Origin of the sequence: Acinetobacter sp. KS-LM10, from assembly GCF_036896575.1 — a bacterium.
Taxonomy (GTDB): Bacteria; Pseudomonadota; Gammaproteobacteria; order Pseudomonadales; family Moraxellaceae; genus Acinetobacter; species Acinetobacter avistercoris.
On sequence record NZ_CP145906.1, the window covers coordinates 3,088,910 to 3,111,628 of the forward strand.

14 protein-coding genes are annotated in these 22,719 nt (G+C 39.6%); 7 read left to right on the forward strand and 7 right to left on the reverse strand.

The genetic code is table 11. The features are described from left to right. Window positions 1-107 precede the first annotated feature (107 nt). From V5M36_RS14015 to V5M36_RS14035, 5 genes are all read left to right on the forward strand, one after another. A complete protein-coding gene (locus V5M36_RS14015) occupies window positions 108-1,988 on the forward strand; it encodes a monovalent cation:proton antiporter-2 (CPA2) family protein (RefSeq protein WP_338560093.1) in 1,881 nt (626 codons plus the stop codon). A gap of 50 nt (window positions 1,989-2,038) precedes the next feature. Next, a complete protein-coding gene (hslO, locus tag V5M36_RS14020) occupies window positions 2,039-2,914 on the forward strand; it encodes an Hsp33 family molecular chaperone HslO (RefSeq protein WP_338560095.1) in 876 nt (291 codons plus the stop codon). Between the two features lie 310 nt (window positions 2,915-3,224). Then, entirely contained in the window at window positions 3,225-4,175 is a 951-nt protein-coding gene (locus tag V5M36_RS14025; RefSeq protein WP_338560097.1) for a J domain-containing protein, read from the forward strand. A gap of 12 nt (window positions 4,176-4,187) precedes the next feature. Further along, entirely contained in the window at window positions 4,188-4,526 is a 339-nt protein-coding gene (locus tag V5M36_RS14030; protein ID WP_338560099.1) for a chaperone modulator CbpM, read from the forward strand. 141 nt (window positions 4,527-4,667) lie between these two features. Then, window positions 4,668-4,922, forward strand: a complete 255-nt coding sequence (locus tag V5M36_RS14035; protein WP_338560101.1) for a YdcH family protein — start codon at window positions 4,668-4,670, stop codon at window positions 4,920-4,922. A 24-nt stretch (window positions 4,923-4,946) separates the two neighbouring features. Here V5M36_RS14035 and V5M36_RS14040 read toward each other — a convergent pair whose 3' ends face one another. The 3 genes from V5M36_RS14040 to rpsO form a co-directional block, all read right to left on the reverse strand. After that, window positions 4,947-6,170 (reverse strand): magnesium transporter CorA family protein, encoded by a 1,224-nt coding sequence (locus tag V5M36_RS14040; RefSeq protein WP_338560104.1) that lies wholly within the window; start codon window positions 6,168-6,170, stop codon window positions 4,947-4,949. A 91-nt stretch (window positions 6,171-6,261) separates the two neighbouring features. After that, entirely contained in the window at window positions 6,262-8,355 is a 2,094-nt protein-coding gene (gene pnp / locus V5M36_RS14045; protein ID WP_338564242.1) for a polyribonucleotide nucleotidyltransferase, read from the reverse strand. Window positions 8,356-8,619: 264 nt separating this feature from the next. Beyond that, window positions 8,620-8,889 carry a 30S ribosomal protein S15 gene (gene rpsO, locus V5M36_RS14050; protein ID WP_338560106.1) on the reverse strand — a complete coding sequence of 90 codons (270 nt, stop codon included), beginning with the start codon at window positions 8,887-8,889 and terminating at the stop codon, window positions 8,620-8,622. A 251-nt stretch (window positions 8,890-9,140) separates the two neighbouring features. Between rpsO and V5M36_RS14055 the strand changes: the two genes are divergently transcribed. After that, a complete protein-coding gene (locus tag V5M36_RS14055) occupies window positions 9,141-10,439 on the forward strand; it encodes a serine hydrolase domain-containing protein (protein ID WP_338560108.1) in 1,299 nt (432 codons plus the stop codon). 565 nt (window positions 10,440-11,004) lie between these two features. Here the strand turns inward: V5M36_RS14055 and recD are convergent. From recD to V5M36_RS14070, 3 genes are all read right to left on the reverse strand, one after another. Then, the gene (gene recD, locus V5M36_RS14060) at window positions 11,005-12,798 is read right to left on the reverse strand and encodes an exodeoxyribonuclease V subunit alpha (RefSeq protein ID WP_445206278.1); all 1,794 of its coding nucleotides are present in this window, start codon (window positions 12,796-12,798) and stop codon (window positions 11,005-11,007) included. Window positions 12,799-12,885: 87 nt separating this feature from the next. Next, a complete protein-coding gene (locus V5M36_RS14065) occupies window positions 12,886-16,593 on the reverse strand; it encodes a UvrD-helicase domain-containing protein (RefSeq protein ID WP_338560110.1) in 3,708 nt (1,235 codons plus the stop codon). A 3-nt stretch (window positions 16,594-16,596) separates the two neighbouring features. Then, window positions 16,597-20,349 (reverse strand): exodeoxyribonuclease V subunit gamma, encoded by a 3,753-nt coding sequence (locus tag V5M36_RS14070; RefSeq protein WP_338560112.1) that lies wholly within the window; start codon window positions 20,347-20,349, stop codon window positions 16,597-16,599. 191 nt (window positions 20,350-20,540) lie between these two features. Between V5M36_RS14070 and V5M36_RS14075 the strand changes: the two genes are divergently transcribed. After that, the gene (locus V5M36_RS14075; protein ID WP_338560114.1) at window positions 20,541-21,047 is read left to right on the forward strand and encodes a hypothetical protein; all 507 of its coding nucleotides are present in this window, start codon (window positions 20,541-20,543) and stop codon (window positions 21,045-21,047) included. 147 nt (window positions 21,048-21,194) lie between these two features. On the opposite strand, the gene pap is transcribed toward V5M36_RS14075, so the two are convergent. Beyond that, window positions 21,195-22,628 carry a polyphosphate:AMP phosphotransferase gene (gene pap / locus V5M36_RS14080; RefSeq protein ID WP_338564246.1) on the reverse strand — a complete coding sequence of 478 codons (1,434 nt, stop codon included), beginning with the start codon at window positions 22,626-22,628 and terminating at the stop codon, window positions 21,195-21,197. Window positions 22,629-22,719: the final 91 nt, after the last annotated feature.

Consider the following 22,719-nt stretch of genomic DNA (forward strand, 5'->3'; position numbering starts at 1 on the left):
ACTTGTGATTCAAACTTGTGATTCAAACTTGTGATTCAAACTTAAGACTCAAAGCCCCAACTCCAAATTACAATCCACATAGATCAATAATTATATAGGATCAAGCAATGTCACTTTTGTTACAAATTACCATTTTCTTAGGTGCTGCTTTAATTTTGGTGCCTTTAGGTAAACGTTTTGGCATTGCGACCGTATTGGGCTATTTGTTTACCGGTATTTTACTGGGTCCTAGTGTTTTAAATATTGCACGTGATGCCGAGGCCATCATGTATCTCGCCGAATTTGGCGTGATCTTGCTCATGTTCTTGATTGGTTTAGAGCTTCGACCACAACGACTTTGGCAAATGCGTCATTCAATATTTGTGCTGGGTAGTGCACAAGTACTCATCACAGGTATCGTGTTGATGGGAACCATCTGGCTGCTCTTTCAACAAAGTTTATCGGCCAGCTTTGTGATTGGTTTTGCACTGGCACTTTCCTCTACAGCTTTTGTTTTACAGTTACTCTCAGAAAACCAACAATTAAACTCGACGCATGGTCAGCAGTCTTTTTCCATTTTATTGTTTCAAGATATCGCAGCCATTCCCCTCATCGCCCTCATTCCACTCCTTGTCGGTGAACAGTCTACTCATCACGGTATAGCGTACTTTGCTGCGGTTATAGCGACCTTTACGGGTCTATTTCTGTTTAGTCGTTATGTGATGCGTCCATTTTTTCGATTTATTGTTAAAAGTGGTGCAACAGAACTCATTACTGCGGCAGGATTGTTTATTGTGATTGGCGTCGTGACCCTCATGGATGTCCTCGGCATTAGCACGACTTTGGGTGCATTTTTAACAGGTGTGTTACTTGCTGATTCAGAATTCCGTCATGAGCTCGAAGCCAGTATTACGCCATTTAAAGGGTTATTACTCGGTCTGTTTTTTATGACTGTGGGAATGAGCACGCCTTTAGGCTTGATCGTAGAAATGCCGCTATTAATCGTGGGTGGTGCATTCTTATTGATTGCGATCAAAGCAATCATCATGCTTTTGGTCGCCCGCTATTATCAATATGAGTGGAAACAAAGTTTATTGATTGCAGTCAGTTTGGCTCAGGGCGGAGAATTTGCGTATGTGGTCTTGGCAGTCGCACATAGTGAAAAAGTACTGACTCAGGCGATATTAGAGCCCGTCACTCTGATCGTCACCTTGTCTATGGCGCTCACCCCTATTCTATTTTGGACCATTAACAAATGGATCATTCCGCTATTTGAACAAAAATCACAGCATCAATATGATGATATTCCTGATACCACCAGTACCATGATCATTGCAGGTTTTGGACGTGTGGGTCAGATTGTGGCCAGATTAGCGCATATGCAAGGGCTGCCTTTTACCGCAATAGACAACAATCTAGAACGGATTGAGTTCGTACGAAAATATGGAGGAACACTCTATTATGGCGATGCAACTCAACCCGATATATTACGTTCTGCAGGTATTCAGCATGCCACTGTTTTTGTTTTGGCGATCGATGATGTTGAAGTGTCAATGAATGTTGCACGTCATATTAGACTGAACTATCCCTCATTATTATTGGTGGTACGCGCACGAGATCGTTACCATATGCATCTACTGAAAGATCTCGGAATTGAGTACATTTGGCGAGAAACTTATTTATCCTCTTTGGGAATGGCATACCGTACGCTCTGCCTCATGGGCATCGATGAACAAGACGCCAAAACAAGTATTGAAATATTTCGTGACTACGATGAAAAGTTATTGGCCGAGCAACAGCGTATTTATACCGACGAACAAAAGGTATATGAAAGCTATCGTAACTTTATCTCTGAACTTGAACATCTGTTTGAAAGTGATGCTAAACAACGACTCAACAATGAGATGGATGAACAGCCAGATCGCTTTGATGTTTTGCGTCATTCGAGCTTAGCGCACGCAAAACAGACATCAGATCAAATTAATGTTTGTCGTGATGAAGAAAATTGACTTGTGATTTAGAATATAGTCACCATTTATGCAGGGATTTGGAGAATTTTATGTCTGATTTACGTCAACGTTTTTTTATTGAAGATAGTCCTGTTCGTGGTGAAGTGGTTCATCTCGAAGAAGCACTACAAACGATTTTGTCACAACGTGACTACGCGCCTGCGATTCAAATTCTCTTAGGTGAAATGCTCAGTGCAACTGCTTTGCTTGCAAGCACCCTTAAAATTAAAGGACGTATTAGCCTCCAAATTCAAGCCTCTGGCAGTTTAAAATGGGCTATGGCCGAGTGTAATCACTTAGGCGAAGTTCGTGGTCTCGCAGATTATGAAGACAACGATCTTTTTAACCAAGCCGATGATAGCAGTACGGTTTTGTCCACCTTAGTCAATCCTGTACTGTTTATTAATATCGAGCCTGAGTTTGGTGATCGTTACCAAGGTATCGTCCCTTTAGATAAACCGAACTTAGCTAAATGCCTCGTGCAATATTATGATTTGTCTGCACAAATCCCAACACGCATCGTATTGGCAAGCTCGAATCAGCGCGCTGGCGGCATACTCATCCAATTATTACCAAGAAATAATGAGGATGAACAACAACGTGTCGATGAAGACATCTGGCCACGTTTGACCATGTTGACTGAAACCTTAAAAGCAGAAGAGCTGACTGGTTTAGATGCACAAGAAATTTTGTATCGTTTATACAATGAAGAAGAAGTACGTTTACCTGAGGTTGAACCTTTAAAGTTCGGCTGTACATGCTCTAAAGAACGTTGTGCAACTGCTTTAGAACAAATTGGCGTGGACTCAGTACGTGAAACACTCGAAGTGCAAAATCCAATTGCGATGGATTGCCAGTTTTGTAGTGCCCAATATCGTTTTACTGCTGAAGAAGCATTGGGAATTTTTGGAAAGCACCTCAGCTAGTTTACTCACGCATTATTCTTGGCTTATTATCAGAACATCTTAAGTTGTCATTAGATCAACCTAGATTCGTATTTAGATCAAAAGAGTAAGCAATCTCTTACTCTTTTGATCTACTCACAAACATGCAATTGATCACATTTTTGATTAAAAACATGAAGTCAAAATAATAATAAAATCAAACTGTTCCCTGCAAAGCCTTAGCCCTTCTATATGTAAAATTTTGAAACAATTAATCACGAAGTCATCATATTGTAGTCTTAAAAAGTCTGTCCATAATGATTAAAACATAATCAATGGTCATTATATTTCAATGGCAAAAAATTATTATCAAGAACTCGGTTTACAGCGCAGCGCAACAGCTGACGACATCAAAAAAGCGTATCGTAAACTCGCTCGCAAATATCATCCTGATGTCAGTAAAGAATCTAATGCTGAAGAAATGATGCAAAAGATTAATATTGCTTATGACACATTAAATGATCCTGAAAAAAGAAAACAATACGACTTTGAACTTGATCATCCTCAAGGGGCTCAAGGATTTTCGGGTTCATCTGGTTTTGGCTCTAATTCAACCAATGCCAACAATCAACGAGCGGATAACTTTAGTGGTTTTGAGGATTTATTTGGTCGCTTTGGCCAAGGCTTTGGTGGCGGTAATCATTATTCAGGGCAAAACAGTTATTCCAATTCAAATCGACCTTTTCGAGGAGAAGTTCAACACGCCATTTTAGAGCTTGATTTAGACGTCGCATTTCATGGATCAACCCAAAATATCACCTTACAAATCCCCACTTATAATGCTTACGGCGAAGCTGAAGTACAGCGTAAAACCTTAGAAGTTAAAATTCCAAAAGGTATGAAACAAGGGCAACAAATTCGTCTAAGCCAGCAAGGTCAGTCCGGCATAAATGGTGGTGAAGCTGGCGATTTATATATCGAAATACAGTATAAAAAAAGCCATAACACCCGTGTTGAAAATGCGGATATTTACTACAGCATTGACATTAGTCCATGGGAGGCTGCATTGGGCCAGAACATTGAGGTCATGACACCCGCAGGCAAGATCAATGTGTCCATTCCTCAAAATACGGTTTATGGCAAACAACTGAGACTGAAAGACAAAGGTATTCCGAGCAAAGTTCCGGGACATTTATATCTCATTTTAAACATCGTGTATCCGAAAGCCGAAACTGAACAACAGGTGAATGCTTATGAAGATTTTGCCAAAGCATTTACACACTTTAATCCTCGATCTAAGTAAAGGAGTACTGAGATGGCGACGATTCAATATCGTGAAATCATCAAAAATGGATGTCTAGAAGCTGAAATTGTGGACGAACACTATATTTTTGATTTACATCATTTTGCTCAAGCTTGTGGGCAAAGCCCTGAATGGGTAGTACAGCTTTTAGAGTACGAAATTTTACCTGCACGAACTGATACCAGAATTCATCAGTTCTTTGGAGAGGAATTGACCCGAGCGAGACGCGCTTATCGATTACAACGCGATTTTGAAGCGAGTCTTTCAGCTGTTGCTATGATGCTTGATTTGATTGATGAAGTTCAGCAACTACGAAATCAGGTGAAATATTCATCTTTCAATCAATCTTAAGCTTAAAAGATTGAGTCATATTTTATGTGCAATATTATTTAATACGCTATTTACAGCATATGACAACACCCTGAAGATTTTTCATCGTGATGAATCTTCTCCCTTCTTTTTTAAATCTGAAATGAGGTAGACAAATCGACCATGAACACAAAAATCATGAATAAAAAACTGAAAAACATGTTCCCTGAACATCGCGAGTTAATGCAAACCCTGCTACAAGATGATCCTCATTTTGCAAAAATGATGATTGATCATGATGAATTAGACCGTCAAATCACTCAATTAGAACAAGATCCAGTCAATCTAATTAATGAAGATATTGAATGTCTAAAACGTAAAAAGCTTAAACTGAAAGATTCACTTTATTCAATATTACTCAAAGCATCAGTTGATTAAATTACGGCCGTCTCTGTAACACCGTTATTTAAACTTGGTCATTTTTTCAACTTCTTTTATGGTGTGTTTAATGGGTTCATAGTCCAAGAACCAAAAAAGATTCACGTGTTGATCTTTGTGTTGTTGTGCCAACATATCCATCACACTACGTTCTCCACGTCCGACCAAATGACGGCGGTAAAAGAAAATAATCAACACGATTGTACAAATCAACATTGCCGCCATCATAATCCAAAAACCGCTGGGATCTTTCAGACCTGGAATCAACTCAAAATTCATTCCATAAATGCCTGTAAGCAATGTCAGCGGTGCAAAAATGGCGGTAATGATCGCAAGAATCCGCATATTTTCATTGGTTTGATTGGCAATGGCTGAAAAATGCAAATCCATTGCAGCCTGTATTGCACTGCGTAATCGAGTAGTATGCTTCTGAATCCGCTCAATATGACTGGACAAATCATCCACTCTCACCAACATAATATCTTGCTTATCCGCTTTTTTCTTTGCCTTCAACTGTGGGTAATTTTCAACGATTTCATCTCTGAGTTCTAAGAGCGCTTCAATTTGTTCTTCACACAAATTTTCCATTTGTTGAAACGCCATATTTTCTTGTAATAATTGATTCCACTGGGTAAAGCGTCTATGCCCTTGCAATAAAGCCTGTTGCCAAAACTCAACACGACGCGTTAAAGGTAAGCGTAAATCTAGATAACCATCGACCATACTATTTAATAATCTTAGGGAGAGATCCAAAGAGTTTGAGGCTAATTTTCTAGGTTTATTTTGTTCTTCGATTGGACGACATACGATGGTTTCAGTACGCTCGATATATGCTTCAATCGCACGGTTTCCGACTTCTCTAACGGTGATTAAAACTTGTGAGCTTAGAATAAAGCTGATTGGTGTAGTCGCAAGACCGAAGACATTTTCATGAATTTCTAAGGCATTTTCACCCGTGTTAATTTTATCATCAGGCGTAATTAATTTTCTAAAAATTAATAAATTATAATCATCCATCGCATCAAACACGCATGGATGTTCTAAGTTCAGAATATCTCGTACGTGATATTCATTGAGCATGATTTGCGTATTTTCAAAAATCTCTTTTTGCCACTGTTCGGAGCGATGAATCACATCTGTCCGAGTAGAGTCGACCCATATAAACTCAGGTTCTTTTTCTGCTAAACGTACTTTCGTCACATAAGTATATTGTTCGGCGGTATTTAAATAAAAATAATAAATTTGCATATGAATAATGAATTATTGGATAAATGCGTAGCGTCATCATGACATAAAAAAGTCCGCATTAAGCGGACTTTTTTATTTGAAACACAGTCGATTAAGCTTGAGCTTGTTCGATATCTTTCATCGTTAATTTAATACGACCACGGTTGTCAACATCTGCAACCTGTACTTTAATTTCTTGACCTTCAGTCAATACATCTGAAACGTTCGCAATGCGTTCGTTAGAGATTTGAGAGATGTGAAGTAGACCATCAGTACCTGGAAGAATGTTGACGAACGCACCGAATTCAACAATACGAATGACTTTACCCATGTAAATCGTACCTGGTTCGATTTCAGCAGTAAGCGCTTGGATTTTAGCAACCGCAGCAGCTGCAGCCGCTTTAGTTTCACCAAATACGCGAACTGTACCGTTATCTTCGATATCAATTGCAGCTTTAGTTTCTTCAGTGATCGCACGGATGGTTGCACCACCTTTACCAATCACATCACGGATTTTATCCGGGTTGATGTTGATCACTTGGAATGTAGGCGCATGCATCGAAATTTCAGGACGAGCGCGTGAAATCACTTGATTCATTTCATTCAGGATGTGCATACGACCCGCATAAGCTTGGTTCAATGCAGCTTCCATGATTTCTTCAGTGATACCTTCGATCTTGATATCCATTTGAAGCGCAGTAATACCGTTAGCAGAACCAGCTACTTTAAAGTCCATATCACCTAAATGATCTTCATCACCCAAGATGTCAGAAAGAACTGCAAAACGCTCGCCTTCTTTCACTAGACCCATTGCGATACCCGCAACTGGTGCTTTCAATGGCACACCTGCATCCATAAGTGACAATGAAGCGCCACATACAGAAGCCATAGAAGACGAACCGTTAGATTCAGTAATATCAGACACGATACGAATCACATACGGGAAGCGATCAGCTGGTGGTAGAACGGCTTGAACACCACGACGTGCCAAACGACCATGACCAATTTCACGACGTTTAGGACCAGATTCACGACCTGTTTCACCGACAGAATATGCAGGGAAGTTGTAATGCAACATGAAGTTATCAGTTTTCGTACCTGATAATGTATCAACCATCAATGCATCACGAGTATTACCCAAAGTCGTTGTAACTAACGCTTGAGTTTCACCACGTGTGAATAATGCTGAACCGTGTGCACGACCCAATACACCCACTTGTACGTCAATGCCACGAACAGTTTTCGTGTCACGACCATCAATACGTGGCTTACCTGACAAAATATTGTCACGTACAGTACGGTATTTTAAGTCTTCAAATAATTCGTTTACTTCGTCAGCAATACCCGTTTCGTCATTTTCAGGAACGAATTGAGCCACAGCTTCAGCATGTAGTGCATCAAGAGCCGCATAACGATCTTGTTTCACAGCTACAGTATAAGCTTCAGAGATTTTAGCTTCGAATGCTTCTTTTAATTGACCTAAAAGTGCTTCGTTTTTGCTTGGTGCAACCCAAGTTGATTCAACCGCACCAGCAGCTGCAGCAAATTCTTTAATCGCTTGGATTACGATTTGCATTTCGTCATGACCGAAAAGTACAGCGCCTAACATTTGGTCTTCAGAAAGCTCTTTCGCTTCTGATTCAACCATAAGTACAGCAGCTTCAGTACCCGCAACAACAAGATCAAGATCAGATTCTTTTAACTGTTCGTGATTTGGGTTGAGAATATATTCGCCGTTGATCAAACCAACACGTGCGCCTGCAATCGGACCACGGAATGGAACACCCGCGATAGACATTGCAGCTGAAGTACCGATCATCGCAGCAATATCAGCATCCATCGTTTTATCAGAAGATACAACGGTCGCTGTTACTTGGATTTCGTTATAGAAACCTTCTGGGAACAATGGACGAATTGGACGGTCGATCAAACGTGAAATTAGAGTTTCAGACTCAGATTGACGGCCTTCACGCTTACCATAACCACCTGGGATACGACCCGCAGCATATTGTTTTTCTTGGTAGTTTACGGTGAGTGGGAAAAAGTCTTGACCTGCTTTTGCTTTAGGCTGAGCTACGATCGCAACAAGAACAGTCACGCCGCCCATTGTAATCACAACAGTGTTGGCTTGACGCGCAACACGACCTGTTTCTAAAACAACAGTATGTTGACCGTATTGGAATTCTTTACGAATAATATTAAACATCGACATGTTTTATTTTTCCTGATTTTATTCTAGTGGAGACCCCTAAGGTTTGACATTCACACCATTGGATTTAAATGACAAAGCTTAGAAGCCGACCTCACTAGACAATTTAAATACTCATATTGAGTAAAACACGAATTTGAAACACAAAGAAGGAGCGAAACATCGCCCCTTCTCTTTTATCTAGACAAATCTAGACAGACTCTAACTCTCAGTAATAAAGCACTTAACATGCGATATTCCGAAAATAAAAGTTTAATCGAATTAACGACGTAAACCTAAAGCAGCAATCAATGCAGCATAACGACTAGTATCTTTACCTTTAAGGTAATCAAGAAGCTTACGGCGTTGGTTAACCATACGAATCAAACCACGACGGCTATGATGATCGTGTTTATGTTCTTTAAAGTGACCTTGCAAATCATTGATTTGAGCAGTCAATAAAGATACTTGAACTTCTGGTGAACCCGTGTCATTTTCAGCGCGAGCGAATTTAGCGATGATCTCTGCGCGATCTGCATTTGTTAAAGCCATTCGATTTCTCCGAGATGCTTATAAGATAAGTTTTTGATACAAATCAATTTTATTCTTCAAAACAAAATTGACTGCCGTGCATCACTACAGCAGTGGACTATTTTAAAGGATCGACCCTCAAATTGCAAAGTTATCCGCCTTTAATTGAGCTTGCATAATTATCGCCTAAGATATGGCAGTTAAGATACTGACTTAAAATAACTAAAAAGGCATACTAGCTTTCAATAAAAAAAATGAAACCTGGAACAATCGTGAAATTACTTTCTAAAAATACATATTATGTCCCTGAAGATTTAAAGAGCATTAGCACCTCAAAAAATGAAGTTAATCCTGAACTCGGGGGTATGACTCAAGAACAAATTGATAAAATTTGGCAAAGCGTAGAGTCGTTATATAAAACAGGCAATCATCCGATGATAAGCATGTGCCTAAGACGTAAAGGTCACATCATGATCAATCGAAGCATAGGTTATAGTCGAGCTCATATCGGGAAAACTGCAGATTCTCATGATGTCATCGCAACGCCAGACACACCTGTTTGCTTATTTTCAGCCTCTAAAATGATCAATGCCATGTTGGTTCACCTACTGAATGAGCAAGGCGAAATTAATTTACTTGATCCAGTAAGTCGCTATATTCCAGAATTTGCAGCCAATGGAAAACGTCGCGCTACGATCTTTCATTTACTCTCGCACCGAGGCGGTATTCCTAAAATTGAAACGGATGTGACACCTGAGCTTTTATTCGATCGCGAAGCAATATTAAAATTATTATATGCAGCAAAACCAATAGCTCGTGCAGGTTCGCAACTCTCTTATCACGCAGTTACGGCAGGTTATATTTTAGGTGAATTAATTGAACGTGTAACTGGACAGGATATTCGTGATTTTCTGCATAAACATATTGAAAAGCCGATGGATATGCCATTCTTTAATTATGGTTTAAAACCTGAATATCGCGATCAAGTGGCTTTGAGTTATCCTACGGGAATGCATCCAAAACTCGGTACAGACCAGTATTTAAATCGCGTTTTGGGTGGTGGCTTACAATTGGCAGTCGATGTTACCAATGACTCACGGTTTATGGATACTGTTTGTCCTGCGGGAAATATCTACACATCTGCAGAACAAGCCAATCGTTTTTTTGAAATGCTACTCAATGGTGGTGAGTATCAGGGCAAAAGAATATTAAGCCCTGAAACCGTATTTCGTGCTACTTTACCTACATCCAATCTCACGATTGATCGCACCTTACTTGCACCAATGCGCTATGCCCTTGGCCCAATGTTAGGGAGTAATCCTATTGGAATTTTTGGCCCGAATACAGGACAAGCTTTTGGTCATTTAGGCTTTTCTAACATTTTATGTTGGGCAGATCCTGAACGTGATATCAGTGTTTCTTTTCTAAATACAGGTAAGTCTGTCATTGGCACACACCTACCCGCTTTAGCCAATGTGCTTTATCAAATTTCAAAGCAATGCCATAAGACACCAAAACCTCAACGCCGCTCACTCTTTGGTTCATCGCCACTCGAGTCCAATATTGTGTAATGTTTATTTTAAACGTTGCCTTATTCAAGTCTTCGCTTCAACAGTTTTTAAATAACTCCACATAAGAAAAGCCCCTAGGTAAACTTAGGGGCTTTTCTTTACGCTGTAGGTTCTTATGTTTTAATTATAATTATGTTATTTATTTTTTATTATGGGTTGTTGTAAAATTGTTATTAATACGGTCCTTGTTCTTAAGAGTTTCTATTCCCTATGCACAGATTATGCACAATTAAAAAATAGCAAGCAAGTCACACTTTTCGTATAAATGTGTAAGCATATTCGTACACTTTGTAGACTGTGTATATAAACTGCAATCATTAGACATAAAAAAGCCCTGTAGTCTCTCCCAAAACTACAAGGCTTAGCGGCTGTAAATTTCCTCTTTTTTACTTACTTCTTGTAAGTTCGCAGTCTCTCGACTCTCATTATTATTATTAGCGATTTTATTCAACTTTCCGTGTTGAACACTTTATGTAAGCAATCATCGCAAAAAAACAACAGAAGCTCTATGCGGCAATATCCTTAATCTGTGTACGCTATTGCTTACAAAATTATTTGAACAGAGTTAACTGTTTGATAAAAATAAGCTATTCATTTTATTGACCAATCCGCCCGACCTTACTGTTTTAATAGTCAATGATTGCGAAAATGCATTACGGTTTGCCAAGATACTTACTACAGATTTTGCACGCGTTATCGCGGTATAAATCAGCTCTTGACTTAACAGTTTTGTAGCAGACTCATCCAACACGACTGCTGTATGAGTGAACTCGGAACCTTGCGATTTATGAATAGTCAAAACAAACGCAGTTTGAATCGATTTAGGCAATCGAGTCGCAGGCAACCACTTGTCTAAACTGGGGAAATACACTTCAAATAAACCGCTTTGAGTACGATGTTTAAAACATATTCCAATATCACCATTGGAAAGTCCAAGTTGATAATCGTTATAGGTCATCATCACAGGTCGACCGATATACCAATCCCCTTGTTTATTCAGCATGGGGAACTGAGCCAAGAGAGTACTTTGTATTTCGCTATTGATTCGATCTAAGCCAAATACACCATGACGAACAGCAGTCAAAATTCGATAATCATCAAAAGCATTGATGATGTTGTGTATTTTATCCTCTTGATATTCACACTCAATATAGTCTTTTAAAGCCTCTATATAGCGCTGATAACCCCAACTCAATTTTAGATAATAATCATTCAATTGTTGTGCTGGTATATGTTCTGGTAAATATTCAAGTTGAACGATATCTTGCATACCATGTTTTAATTGAACTTTACTGATTTGAGATGCTGGAACGACATCTTGTTCAAATGCATCTAAAATATCTGAGGAAACAAAATCTAAGGAAGCCCTAGCGGAAATATCAGATTGATGTTGCCGTTGTATAAATTGTGCGGTTAAACCAATCATTGCCCCTTCTTTAAAACGGCGACTGGTCTTTAAGTTGACATGATTATCTTTTAAAGCATCGACTTGTTGTAAATCTGCCAGTACCGCACCGACATCCACTGACGCCAGCTGATTGGCATCGCCTAATAAAATTAAACGACAGTGATCTGGAATCGCTTCCAACAATAAAGTCGCCAAGTTTAAATCCAGCATCGACGCCTCATCGATGACGATGATGTCATAAGGCAACGGCTGTTTTAAGTTAAAACGCGGTTTGAACTGTGTACCCAAACCCAATAAGCGATGAATTGTGAAAGTATCTTGTTGTTTTAACTGATCGGATACCAAACCCAGTGCATTCAGCTTTTCATCTGCAAATGATTTTTGCATGGCTTCCTGCATACGCTGTGCGGCTTTACCCGTAGGTGCTGCCATCGCAATTTGAATATCTGGTGTTGATTGACTTAATACAGCAATGATTCGTGCCAGCGTATAGGTTTTACCTGTACCTGGACCACCTGTAATAATATTTAGCGACTGCTTAGCGACCATACTTAATGCATTTTTTTGATATTCATCTTCAAGCAAATGCGCATAGGGTTGAATATCGATTTCGGTCAATTGCTGTTGTTTTAATCGTTTAACTTGAATAGACAAACGCTGTTCTAATCCCCAATAACGATATAAATATAAATACTCATCATCATAAACAAAAGGAGCAACTTCCTTTTCAGCCTGCTCTGCACTGATCATAAAATGATTTAATAACTCAATGCTTTGTTCGGTTCGCGCAATACAACTATCCCCTTGCAATGTCGCCAAAAGAATTTGCTCAACCAATTTAATTGAATTTTCATCTATTTTCACACTGAGCGATGACTGTTTTAAGATAAATTCAGCCCAAGATCTAATCCATTGCGGTGTCTGATTCTCAAGATGCTGATTATTTTCCACACAGTTATCCTCAAAGTTATAAACATGGTTTTAAACACGATTATCCACAATCTAAAATATTGTTTAATATCTAATTATCTCAATAAGTCACGCTATTTTGATGGATTTATCTTCAGCAAAATAACCTAAAATAGCATCAAGTCTTAAAATAAATTCATTTTCAGGCTTCCAATAAAAATATCCTTGCTCTGGCTGCCCATTCATTCCTCGTAAATATAGATACGTTGCCCCACCCAAATCACGCTGCATATCGTAATCTAGCAATTGGACTTTGAGATAACGGTGTAATGCAACCAAGTAAAGTGCTGCCTGAAGCCAATAACTTGCATGTGACATACTGTCTTTGATTGCACTATGACGATAATTTTCTTGGCTCGTACCCAAAAAATTACTCTTATAATCGGCGATGTGATATTGCTGACCATCAAAATAAACAAGGTCAATTTCACCTTTTAAATAGCGAGCAGAATTGGCTTCTTTAAATTCTGGCATAACAATACCGTACTCACCGAAAAGTTGATGAATCCTTTGAATCGCTAACACCCGATCTGATAAGGCTAAATAAAAAGGAAACTCGACAAGATGTTGTTGAGGACCCAGCGCAATCAACTGAAAATCATTAAAAATAGGCGTCGTTAAGACATCCTTCAACCATTGCAACATGAACTCAATACATAATGCGTCATGATCCGAATGTTCTGGAAAGGCCTTTTGGCTTTTTTCAATTAATTCATGTCTTAAAATGGAATATTCATTTTTAAAACGGCGCTTAATCTCCACTGCCCAATTTGATGAATTCTGAAAATCTAAATATTCAAAAATTTCATGTAAAAAATTACCCGCCACAGTCCCCATGGGGAAATGAGCTTTAATCCACGCAATAGGCTGCTGATTTTCGACGACTTCAGGAACGGAAAGCGTGATTTGTGATTCATCTTCTGCGCCGCCTTGTTCAACCTCAAGTACGGCCAGCGCATCTTGTATTTGTTGACGCGTCAAATGCTGTGCCAAATAACTGAAACTGGTTTTACTGCGCGGATAAAAGCGTTGTGTTGGAAATTTTTGAGCAACGATATCTATTTTCGATTCACTCACTGCTACTTTTATTCGTTGCGGTTTTTCCAATAAGAGAGGTTCTTGCATACTCGAAGGATGTTGAAAAGCATCAGCACCATGACCTCGCCAAAAAGCCAAGCCTGTACTAGATGTACCTTTGCTATCGCTCATCATCGCGTAAACCCGATGACTCGCCCGAGTTAAAGCCACATACCACAAGCGACGATGTTCAGCGAGATTCCGCTCGTTATGTTGTTCAATAGCGGTATCCTCTAAAGCTTGAGGATCATTAATGGCAACTACACGGCGTTGCTCTAATTGTCCTGTTTGTAAATTTTGATTTTCAGCTTTGGAAAAATTCAGGGTTTTATTCATTTCTCGAACTGGGCTATCTGCACCCAATAAAAATACGATTTTAAATTCCAGGCCTTTAGACTGATGAATCGTCATCAACTGTACGCCAGCATCATTCGATAACTTACGTTCCATTTCCCATTCGCGCTGTAAAGGCGTTGTCAGCTGTTTCAAATACCAATGATAAAGATTTTGAGCACCTGGATAGCTTTCACTGTGTTGACTTAACACTTCTGTCAGATGTCTGAGATTAACCACCGTACGTTCATTATCACGACTTTGTCGATCGACTAAATTTGTCCAAATGTTGAATTGATTAAGTGCATATTGCCAAGCGGTTAAAAAGCCTTGTTGCAACCAAAGATTACGAATGAGATCAAATTGTTCAATATAAGCACTTAAACCATCCGCTTGAAGCTCTAATTGAATGAGTTGCTGCAAATTAAAACCCATTAATCGGCTCAATAAAGCACGTTTGATTTTCCCTTCATCAAAAGGATGCATGATCGCAGTCAGCATTGCGCCAATATCACGCGCCACTTGGCTCTCAAATACACTTCTTTTAGAGGGCCGGTTGACTGCAATTCCAAGAAACTCTAAAGCGGACTGCACTTTGTCCAATGCGGAATGATTTTTAGATAGCACCGCCAGATCACTTTCGATGAGTGGACGATTTTGATCGTCTCCAAAACTCAACGTTGTTTGAATCGCTTGATTCAATAATTCACGGATTTTCCAAGCCACTTGCTCTGCTTCAGTTTCTTTTTGTTCCAGCTGCATCCAACGTAATGGCGCTGGATTGGTTTGCTGCATATCGATGAGCGCTGGATGAGGACGATGACCTGCCTGAACGGGCATATAGGTCACCTGCTCACCAAAATCAGGTTGCCGTTGAAATAATGCATCCACCACTTCAACCAAAGGCTGGACGGAGCGATGGTTTTCAATCAAGTTATAAGCATGACCCGATTTTCCAAAGACATCTTGATGTGCTTTTAAGAAAGTCAACATATCTCCACCACGGAATCCGTAAATGGCCTGTTTACGATCACCCACCATGATCATACAACCTTGAGAGATTCGGTTTGGATGACGCCAAATTTGTGCCAACATATCATCTTGGTCTTGGTTGGTGTCTTGAAACTCATCAACCAAAATCAAGGGATAACGTGCATGCACATAACTGGCAAAACGTTGGCCTTGCTTACCCTGCAACGCTTCTGCCAATGTTCGAATTTGTTGCGCAAAAGTTGTTTCCCCTTTTTGTTGTAAGACTTGGGGCAAACGTTTTTTGACTTCATTTGACAGATGATATTTAAGAAAGCTGTCCAACTGATCTAAATCAAGATGTAGCTTATCTACCGCCATACAAAACATTTTTAATGTCTGAATCACCGTATGATTTTCAAAACTGGCGAGTACATCTTCAGGGCATTTATTGAGGACCTTTCCAGTAGAAAGATCCTTAAGTGCTTTGAAAGTCTGAGCAAATTGCGGGGAAAATATTGCGTAAATATCTTGCTGTTTTATTGCATCGATAAACTTCGCTAAGCTTTGTTCAAGCAAGGTTTGCATTCGTGCAGCATCGCGCCATTTTTTTGCGACAACTTTCGAATACTGTCCCTCTGCCAAATAATACTCAGAAAGCGTTTGAACCTGTGCTAAATCCAGTGCTTTGAACCGCGCTATTTCCGCTTCAAATTCTTTAAGATTCAGTACTGGCGCTTTGACCTCTTGAAAATAAGCCGAACTAAAATTCAAGCTGCTTTCAACCACCGCCACATAGGCGTCTTGAGACTTGAGTTTTTTATTTAACAGTAAGTAATCAATCGTCGGTTGAGATTGCAGCTGAATCCACTCACGTAATACATCATGAATCAGTTGATAACTATACTGTTTTGCATCATCGGTAATCGTGGCATATTCAATCTTGCCACTTTCAAAAGCAAACTCGCGTAATAGTTTCTGACTAAAACTGTCTAAGGTCCCCACAAATAATTCATCCAGCTGATCGATGACCAACTTGAGTCGCTCACATGCATAACCAATTTGACTCGAAAAATGCTTTAATAAAACTCGATATAAAGGATCGGTGGTTTGATCCGCTTTAGAGAATATCTCAGCTTCGGTCAGCTCACGACAACTTTCAAAAAATTGCTGCGTCTCGACCAAACGAAGACGAACGCGGCTTTTGAGTTCAGCTGCGGCCTTCCGTGTAAATGTCGTTGCAATGATCTGATTCGGTAAATATTTTTCTAGTAAAATCCGAACCATCAAGCTGGATAGCGTATAGGTTTTTCCTGTTCCTGCAGACGCCTCAATCCAATGTAAACCTTCGAAGCTCATGTCAATAATCGGTTGGGTCGAGACTTGATTCGATGTCATCTTTTAGTCCTCCACCGCTTCTTGATAAACCTCAATGGGATGATACAGATCATAAGCGTATTGATCACATGCATACTTTAATAGCGCCGTTGCGTCTTGATCTTGTAGAATAAATTGCCAATCTCGATGCTTTTTGCTCCATTCCATATCACTCAAAGAAAAAGTTAAGTAGGCATCGCTTTTATCCCATTCTTTTTGCAGATCAGCAAAGTTTGCGATCTTCGCACGACCCTCTTCATCCTCTACCCAATCAAGAGTTTTATCTTTTTCTGACAAAATATGAAGCAATGCAGCAGGCAAAACCAAAGGTTCTTTTTGTGCATAGTCATAAGCACTCAACCAAGCGTGTAAATATTGTTTGGCTTGAGCGGTAGTCAAACCAGTATTAATGATCGTAACGTCACTAAAAATGGCGATTCTCTTTAAGGATTTTGCGCGCTCATCTTCCAAGTTTAAATAACTCACCCAGAGTAAATATTCCAACCATGTTTTAACTCTTCTTTTGGCACGAGCACCCGAAGCGACCAAACTCACCCACTCGGTCACCAGCAGTTTCGGTAGGGTGATATTCATGACCAAATTTGGTCTAATACGCCATTGGCGCTGCGTGGTTTTGGTTACTTCAGAAGCGTATTGGTACAGCCGTTGTTTTAAGCTGTCTTGTTCTGCCAAACTCATTTCTAAAGTACTATGCTGCACCTTTCCGACAGGCAATCGGTCCTGTAAAACGCGACGATCAATCTGTTCATTTGGATCTTGCTGTTGTAGAAAATCACGGATGGCGTAGCGTCCTAAACCATCTAATACGATGGGTTCATCAAGATCGGGGATATCTTGAGATTTTAAATTTTCGATGCCTAATGTTTTCAAATAAAGCCGCGCCGGGAAGGTCATGTCCTGAATCCATTGCCCAGCGTCCAACACCACTAGCTCTTCTGAAACCACATCAAAAGGTTGATTCACCCAAGCTTGTCGATGTCCGTCGTTATGTAATAGTCGTTGTGCAACATCAAACCAATGATCTTGATAACGTAACGGCACACTTGAGCTAAAACCCGCAGGGTCAAAGGGTTGTAATGGATGTATTTGATAAAGTTGTTGAATGTTTTTAGGCACATCAATGCCATCTTTATTCACCAAACTGACGATCTTATTTTGGTTTTGATGATCTTGGTTTTGATGATCTTGGTTTTGATTATCTTGATTGGTTTCTTCGTGAATTTCTGAAAGTATAGTTTGAGCATCAGCCTGTAGTTGCGCATCATCTACGCGACTAATATAGGCTAAATGACTGATCAATTCTTGCAGTACGCTTGAGGGTTCTCGAACCTCCCCATCACTCACGTCAAAGCCATTATAAAATAACCACAGGTTATCTTGAGCCAATAAAAGTGCATCTAAAAATGCGCCCTGATCATCTTCTAAACGTGAACGATCACCCAGTTGTGGCTTGAGCAAACTCATCAAATCAAAAGGTAATTGAGTATTACGATTCGGAAATTTACCGCTGTCTAAATTCAGCATGACCATTAATTTATAAGGCACAGGTCGGATGTGCCCCATCTGACTAAAGGTAATCAGTCCTGTCGGTAGCGCTTGTTCTAATTGACTATCTAAAGTGCTTTGAATTTCTTCTAAAATATAGGGCAGTGGCAATTGAATATTATAGAGGTCGGATTGCTCAGGATTCTCTTTGTCATAGTTATAAGACAACGTCAGCATGGTGTACTGCTTTTTAACAATTTGATGAATGCTTTGTAGCGCATCTACACCAGCGAGCTGGAATTCTTCTATATCTCGTTTTAAGATATCTAACCAATACTCTACAGGCTTCCGCTGCCCTAATTCGTGTAAAGTCATCCAATCACGACGCTGTTCAAAGTCCTGATAAATATCAATCAATTTTGAAATCAGTGCAAAGTCACTAGAGAGAACCTGTGCAAAACTTAAAGTCTCATCAAACACTTGGTGTTCTGGTACAGCTACACCCAAAGCCAAACGGTCTAAAGCAAATTTAAAACTATAACGATAATCCGTGTCCTCCTGACTCAAACTCTGGCTTAAATGAACTGCATCTAAGCCACGTTTAAAGCCCGCCTGGATTAGTAATTCAATCATGCGTTCAGTCGTTTTGACATCTAAATCATAACGAATTTGCGTCGCCGTTAAATTGAGCCAATCTGCAAAATCTTGCAGACTAAAGCGACCCGATACTAAGTTAATTCGTCCCAATACAGCACGCCAAGCGTTATTGGCGTCTAATTGAGTAACACCCGCAATTTTAACCGGTAGAAAGACACCATTGGATTGACTACTTTGCGTAAAAACACTTCGAATCAAAGGTTCCATCTGCTTTAAATCAGGCGCGATCACTAAAATATCACTTGGTCGACGTGGATTTTCGACACTGCCTTGCGACAACCAATGCAGCAATTGATCTTTGAGTACTTCAAGCTGTCTTAAGCCTGAATGGCAGACATGGATTTGAATCGATTGATCTTGCGGATCAAGCTGATAACCTTGAAATTCAGGTTCGACCAAATACAAAATATCAGACTGTAGTTTGCCCAACAAATGGGTCGGATACTCATCGACAAAAGCATCAACCCATTGCCCTTCTTCACCAGAAGACAAGTTGGATAAAATCGAAAAATGGTCTCGCGCTTGTTTACCAAATCGCGTCAATAAAGGATGTCTAGACTCTCGGACTTCAGCATTAAAATTCAAAGTGAACGCTTGGAAAAATTGCTCAATTTTTTCATCTGTGGCTTTCGGATTTTTAGCAATAAACCGCTCTTTCACGCTTAAGTCGTAACGTTTTTTCCAATTCGGATCGACGCTATCCGCCCAATATTCCTGTGAAGGGTTGTAATGTAAAATCAAAACATCCAAATACTGTCCCAATCTGCGCAAGAACTGTAATTGCGCAGGTGGTAATTCTAATAATGTAAAAACAATGACTTGTGTAGGCAATGAACTCAAAACATCTACGCGTTTGTGCTCATCATCCATAATGGCCCAAAACTCAGTATCAATACTTTGCATCTCAATGAAATCATCATGAAAAGTATGTTGCCAAAGCCAGCGTTGCCATTGCTCAAGTTCTTGTGCTTGATTGAATTTAAAACTTTGATCTTGATCCGAGTTTAAAGGGAATAAATGCTCTATATCTAAATGCTGATTTGCGCCCCATTGAGCCAACCAATTGCTCGGGCATCGACATAAGCCTTCGCAGTTTTTAAGACAATCGCCACGATATTGCATGTAGTTTGCAAACAGTTTCGATACTTGTTCCGAAACCCAATACAACATACTTTGCTTTTTTAGCTGCTTCTCTACACTGTGTTCTAACTGCGCAGCACTGTCATAAATACGTTGCACAATGGCATATAAAGGATGCTCATGATCCAGTTGATTATTTTCGTGTTCAATAAAGGTTTTTAAGGTCTGATAGATACGCCACTTCATCATTAATCGTGGAATATTGGCTTTACGGACATGGTCTTTGTCCTCCAAAACCTGCTGATAACAAAACCATTGAAAGCCACGTATTCTTTGATGAAACTGGTTGTTGGCACTAATCCCCTGCTGCTCGGCGATCGTTTGCGTCAGCCATTCTTGAATCGCGGAGCTGGGCACCACAAAATGCTGGGTTTTAAGAACGGTAAAAGGATTCTTGGACGGCTTATTGATACTGTGTAATACGCCTTGTACCAACACTTGAATTTGCTGGCTTTGAATAACATGAATCCCCATACACCCTCTTTGTATAACGCGCTTAACAATTTAGTTCAATCAAGTACAAAAACCATAAACATAAATTTACTATACATCTTAAACTGAGTATGTCACTTTTACCGCTTAGACTTCATAAAACTTTCATAAAACCATGTGTCTATACAGCATTTTATGCAGAAAAAATCAAATATATATTTAGGTGTTAAGCAATGAAAATAGATAAAATTCCAGACTCGATTGATCCTAATTTAGACTTGGAACAGATTCGTGCCGAATGTCTGGATTTGGTTAAAAAACGCTCTTATGTGTCTGCAGGTGTCGCGGTTATTCCCGTTCCCTTTCTCGATGTAATGATTGATATTGGCATGCTGTCAATCATCATTCCAGAAATTAATGCGCGCTTTGGTTTATCACCTGAACAAATCAGTGTTTATGATCCAAAGACCAAAAAAATACATTGGAATGAGCTGCGTAAACGTGGCTTCGAATTTTCTGGTTTAGTCGCTGCCAGAACTGCTGCAAAAATGTCTATCAACAATGTCGCAGCGAAGGTACTGACCAAACAGGTGACGAAATTTATTCCACTGGGTGGTTCAATCATTGCCGCAAGCTTAGGCTACATCGTGATGAAAAAAGTCGCAGAAGCTCATGTTGAAGAAAGTTATAAACTTGCAAAAAGCATTCAACTAAAGCAAACAGCCACTGTCGTTAGTTAATTTTTTTAAATAACGCTGACAAATAACGCTGAAGCGTTATAACTTTCAAAGAGCGGATAATGGATCCGCTCTTTTTTCATCTGTTCATTCGCCTGCTCATTAGTGTGTTAATTAATCAGCGAACACCCCCTCACCACCAACAAGAAATTAATCTGCTTTTAACTGTTTTAAAAGCGCTTTTAAAATCTGTATACGAGCCGAGTATTTATCATTGGTCGCAATCATATACCAAGGCGCATATTCGGTATGGGTTCTTTCAAGCATATCCGCAGCAGCTTTTAAATAATCATCCCAACGCTCGCGATTTCGCCAGTCTTCAGCCGTAATTTTAAAACGCTTATGTGGTGTTTGTTCTCTGGCTGAAAATCTGAGTTCTTGCTCATCCTGACTAATGGCTAACCAAAACTTAATCACGACGGTATTGGTATCTGATAGATTTTTTTCAAAACGATTTATTTCTTCGTATGCCCGTTTCCATTCAACATCTGTCGCAAAACCTTCAATCCGTTCGACCAAGACACGTCCGTACCAAGACCGATCAAAAATAGAAATCGTTTCATGCTCTAACATTTTATTCCAGAAACGCCATAAATAAGGACGCGCAAGCTCATACTTTTCGGGAGCAGATATGTTGTAAATTCCGTATTCACGCGGATCTAACTTTTTCACAATTCGCTTAATTGCCCCACCTTTTCCTGCGGCATCCATTCCCTCAAAAACAATAATCGTATTACGACCTTCTACCCTGAGTGCATTGGCTACTTTTTTAGTGAGTTTTTTTAATTCTTTTTTATATTCTTGTTTCTCTAATACGTCCACACTCGGTTGTAATAACTGCTCAGGAATAGGCGCTTGTTTCCACTTGTTTCGAACTTTCACTGGATGATTGGGCAGGTTTGTTAAATGCGTTAAAACATGTTCAGCAAAATGATAGTCGCGTTGCTCTTGATCTTCACAATCAATAATGTGCCAGTCATCGGTAAATTTATTGCGTAGTCGTTGCACATTGTCATATTGTTTTTTATTGCGCCAATCCAAACCATGTAATTTGTGCCAGCGTTGCTCAGAAGCATCCATTTTGTCTAAGCGTTTTTGTAGAGACTTCCAAGACAAATCAAACCAAACTTTAATCACATCAACATGATTATTTTTCAGATCTTGTTCAAAGGCCTGCATCTGCTTAACGTAAGACTCAAATAAAGTGTCATCAAACGGCTTCGACACATGCAAGGTTGTTGCCAAGAGATCACTATACCAATTACCAAATAAGATAATCATCTGACCTTCAGCAGGAACAAAACGAGTATAAGGCTGCCAAAAAGCCACATGATTGTTAATCAAATTTGGTGGATCAGCTTTAACACGTAAGTATCGTGGATCAACCCACTCACGGAGTTGCTTCACGGCTTCGCCTTTGCCTGCAAGCTCAATTCCACTGACTAAAATCATTAAGCTTTTCGCATTTTTTTTATTACGGGTATCTTTTAACGCATATTGAGCTTCGATTAATTTAAGATTTAGATCTTCAATATCCAGAGCCTCTTCATTTTCAGTCGGAGCTTTAGTGGACTTTGAATCCATTGGCTTTGAATCTTTAGTCGATTTTTTAGTCGATTCTTTTGTTAAGTCACTTTGCTTCGCTTTTAACTCATTTTTATTTAACTCTTTTGGC

Bases quoted from the DNA above. Each gene is read 5' to 3' on its own strand.
- V5M36_RS14015 (WP_338560093.1), top strand. From the start codon at position 108: ATGTCACTTTTGTTACAAATTACCATTTTCTTAGGTGCTGCTTTAATT.
- hslO (WP_338560095.1), top strand. From the start codon at position 2,039: ATGTCTGATTTACGTCAACGTTTTTTTATTGAAGATAGTCCTGTTCGT.
- V5M36_RS14025 (WP_338560097.1), top strand. From the start codon at position 3,225: ATGGCAAAAAATTATTATCAAGAACTCGGTTTACAGCGCAGCGCAACA.
- V5M36_RS14030 (WP_338560099.1), top strand. From the start codon at position 4,188: ATGGCGACGATTCAATATCGTGAAATCATCAAAAATGGATGTCTAGAA.
- V5M36_RS14035 (WP_338560101.1), top strand. From the start codon at position 4,668: ATGAACACAAAAATCATGAATAAAAAACTGAAAAACATGTTCCCTGAA.
- V5M36_RS14040 (WP_338560104.1), bottom strand. From the start codon at position 6,170: ATGCAAATTTATTATTTTTATTTAAATACCGCCGAACAATATACTTAT.
- pnp (WP_338564242.1), bottom strand. From the start codon at position 8,355: ATGTTTAATATTATTCGTAAAGAATTCCAATACGGTCAACATACTGTT.
- rpsO (WP_338560106.1), bottom strand. From the start codon at position 8,889: ATGGCTTTAACAAATGCAGATCGCGCAGAGATCATCGCTAAATTCGCT.
- V5M36_RS14065 (WP_338560110.1), bottom strand. From the start codon at position 16,593: ATGACATCGAATCAAGTCTCGACCCAACCGATTATTGACATGAGCTTC.
- V5M36_RS14070 (WP_338560112.1), bottom strand. From the start codon at position 20,349: ATGGGGATTCATGTTATTCAAAGCCAGCAAATTCAAGTGTTGGTACAA.
- V5M36_RS14075 (WP_338560114.1), top strand. From the start codon at position 20,541: ATGAAAATAGATAAAATTCCAGACTCGATTGATCCTAATTTAGACTTG.
- pap (WP_338564246.1), bottom strand. From the start codon at position 22,628: ATGGATTCAAAGTCCACTAAAGCTCCGACTGAAAATGAAGAGGCTCTG.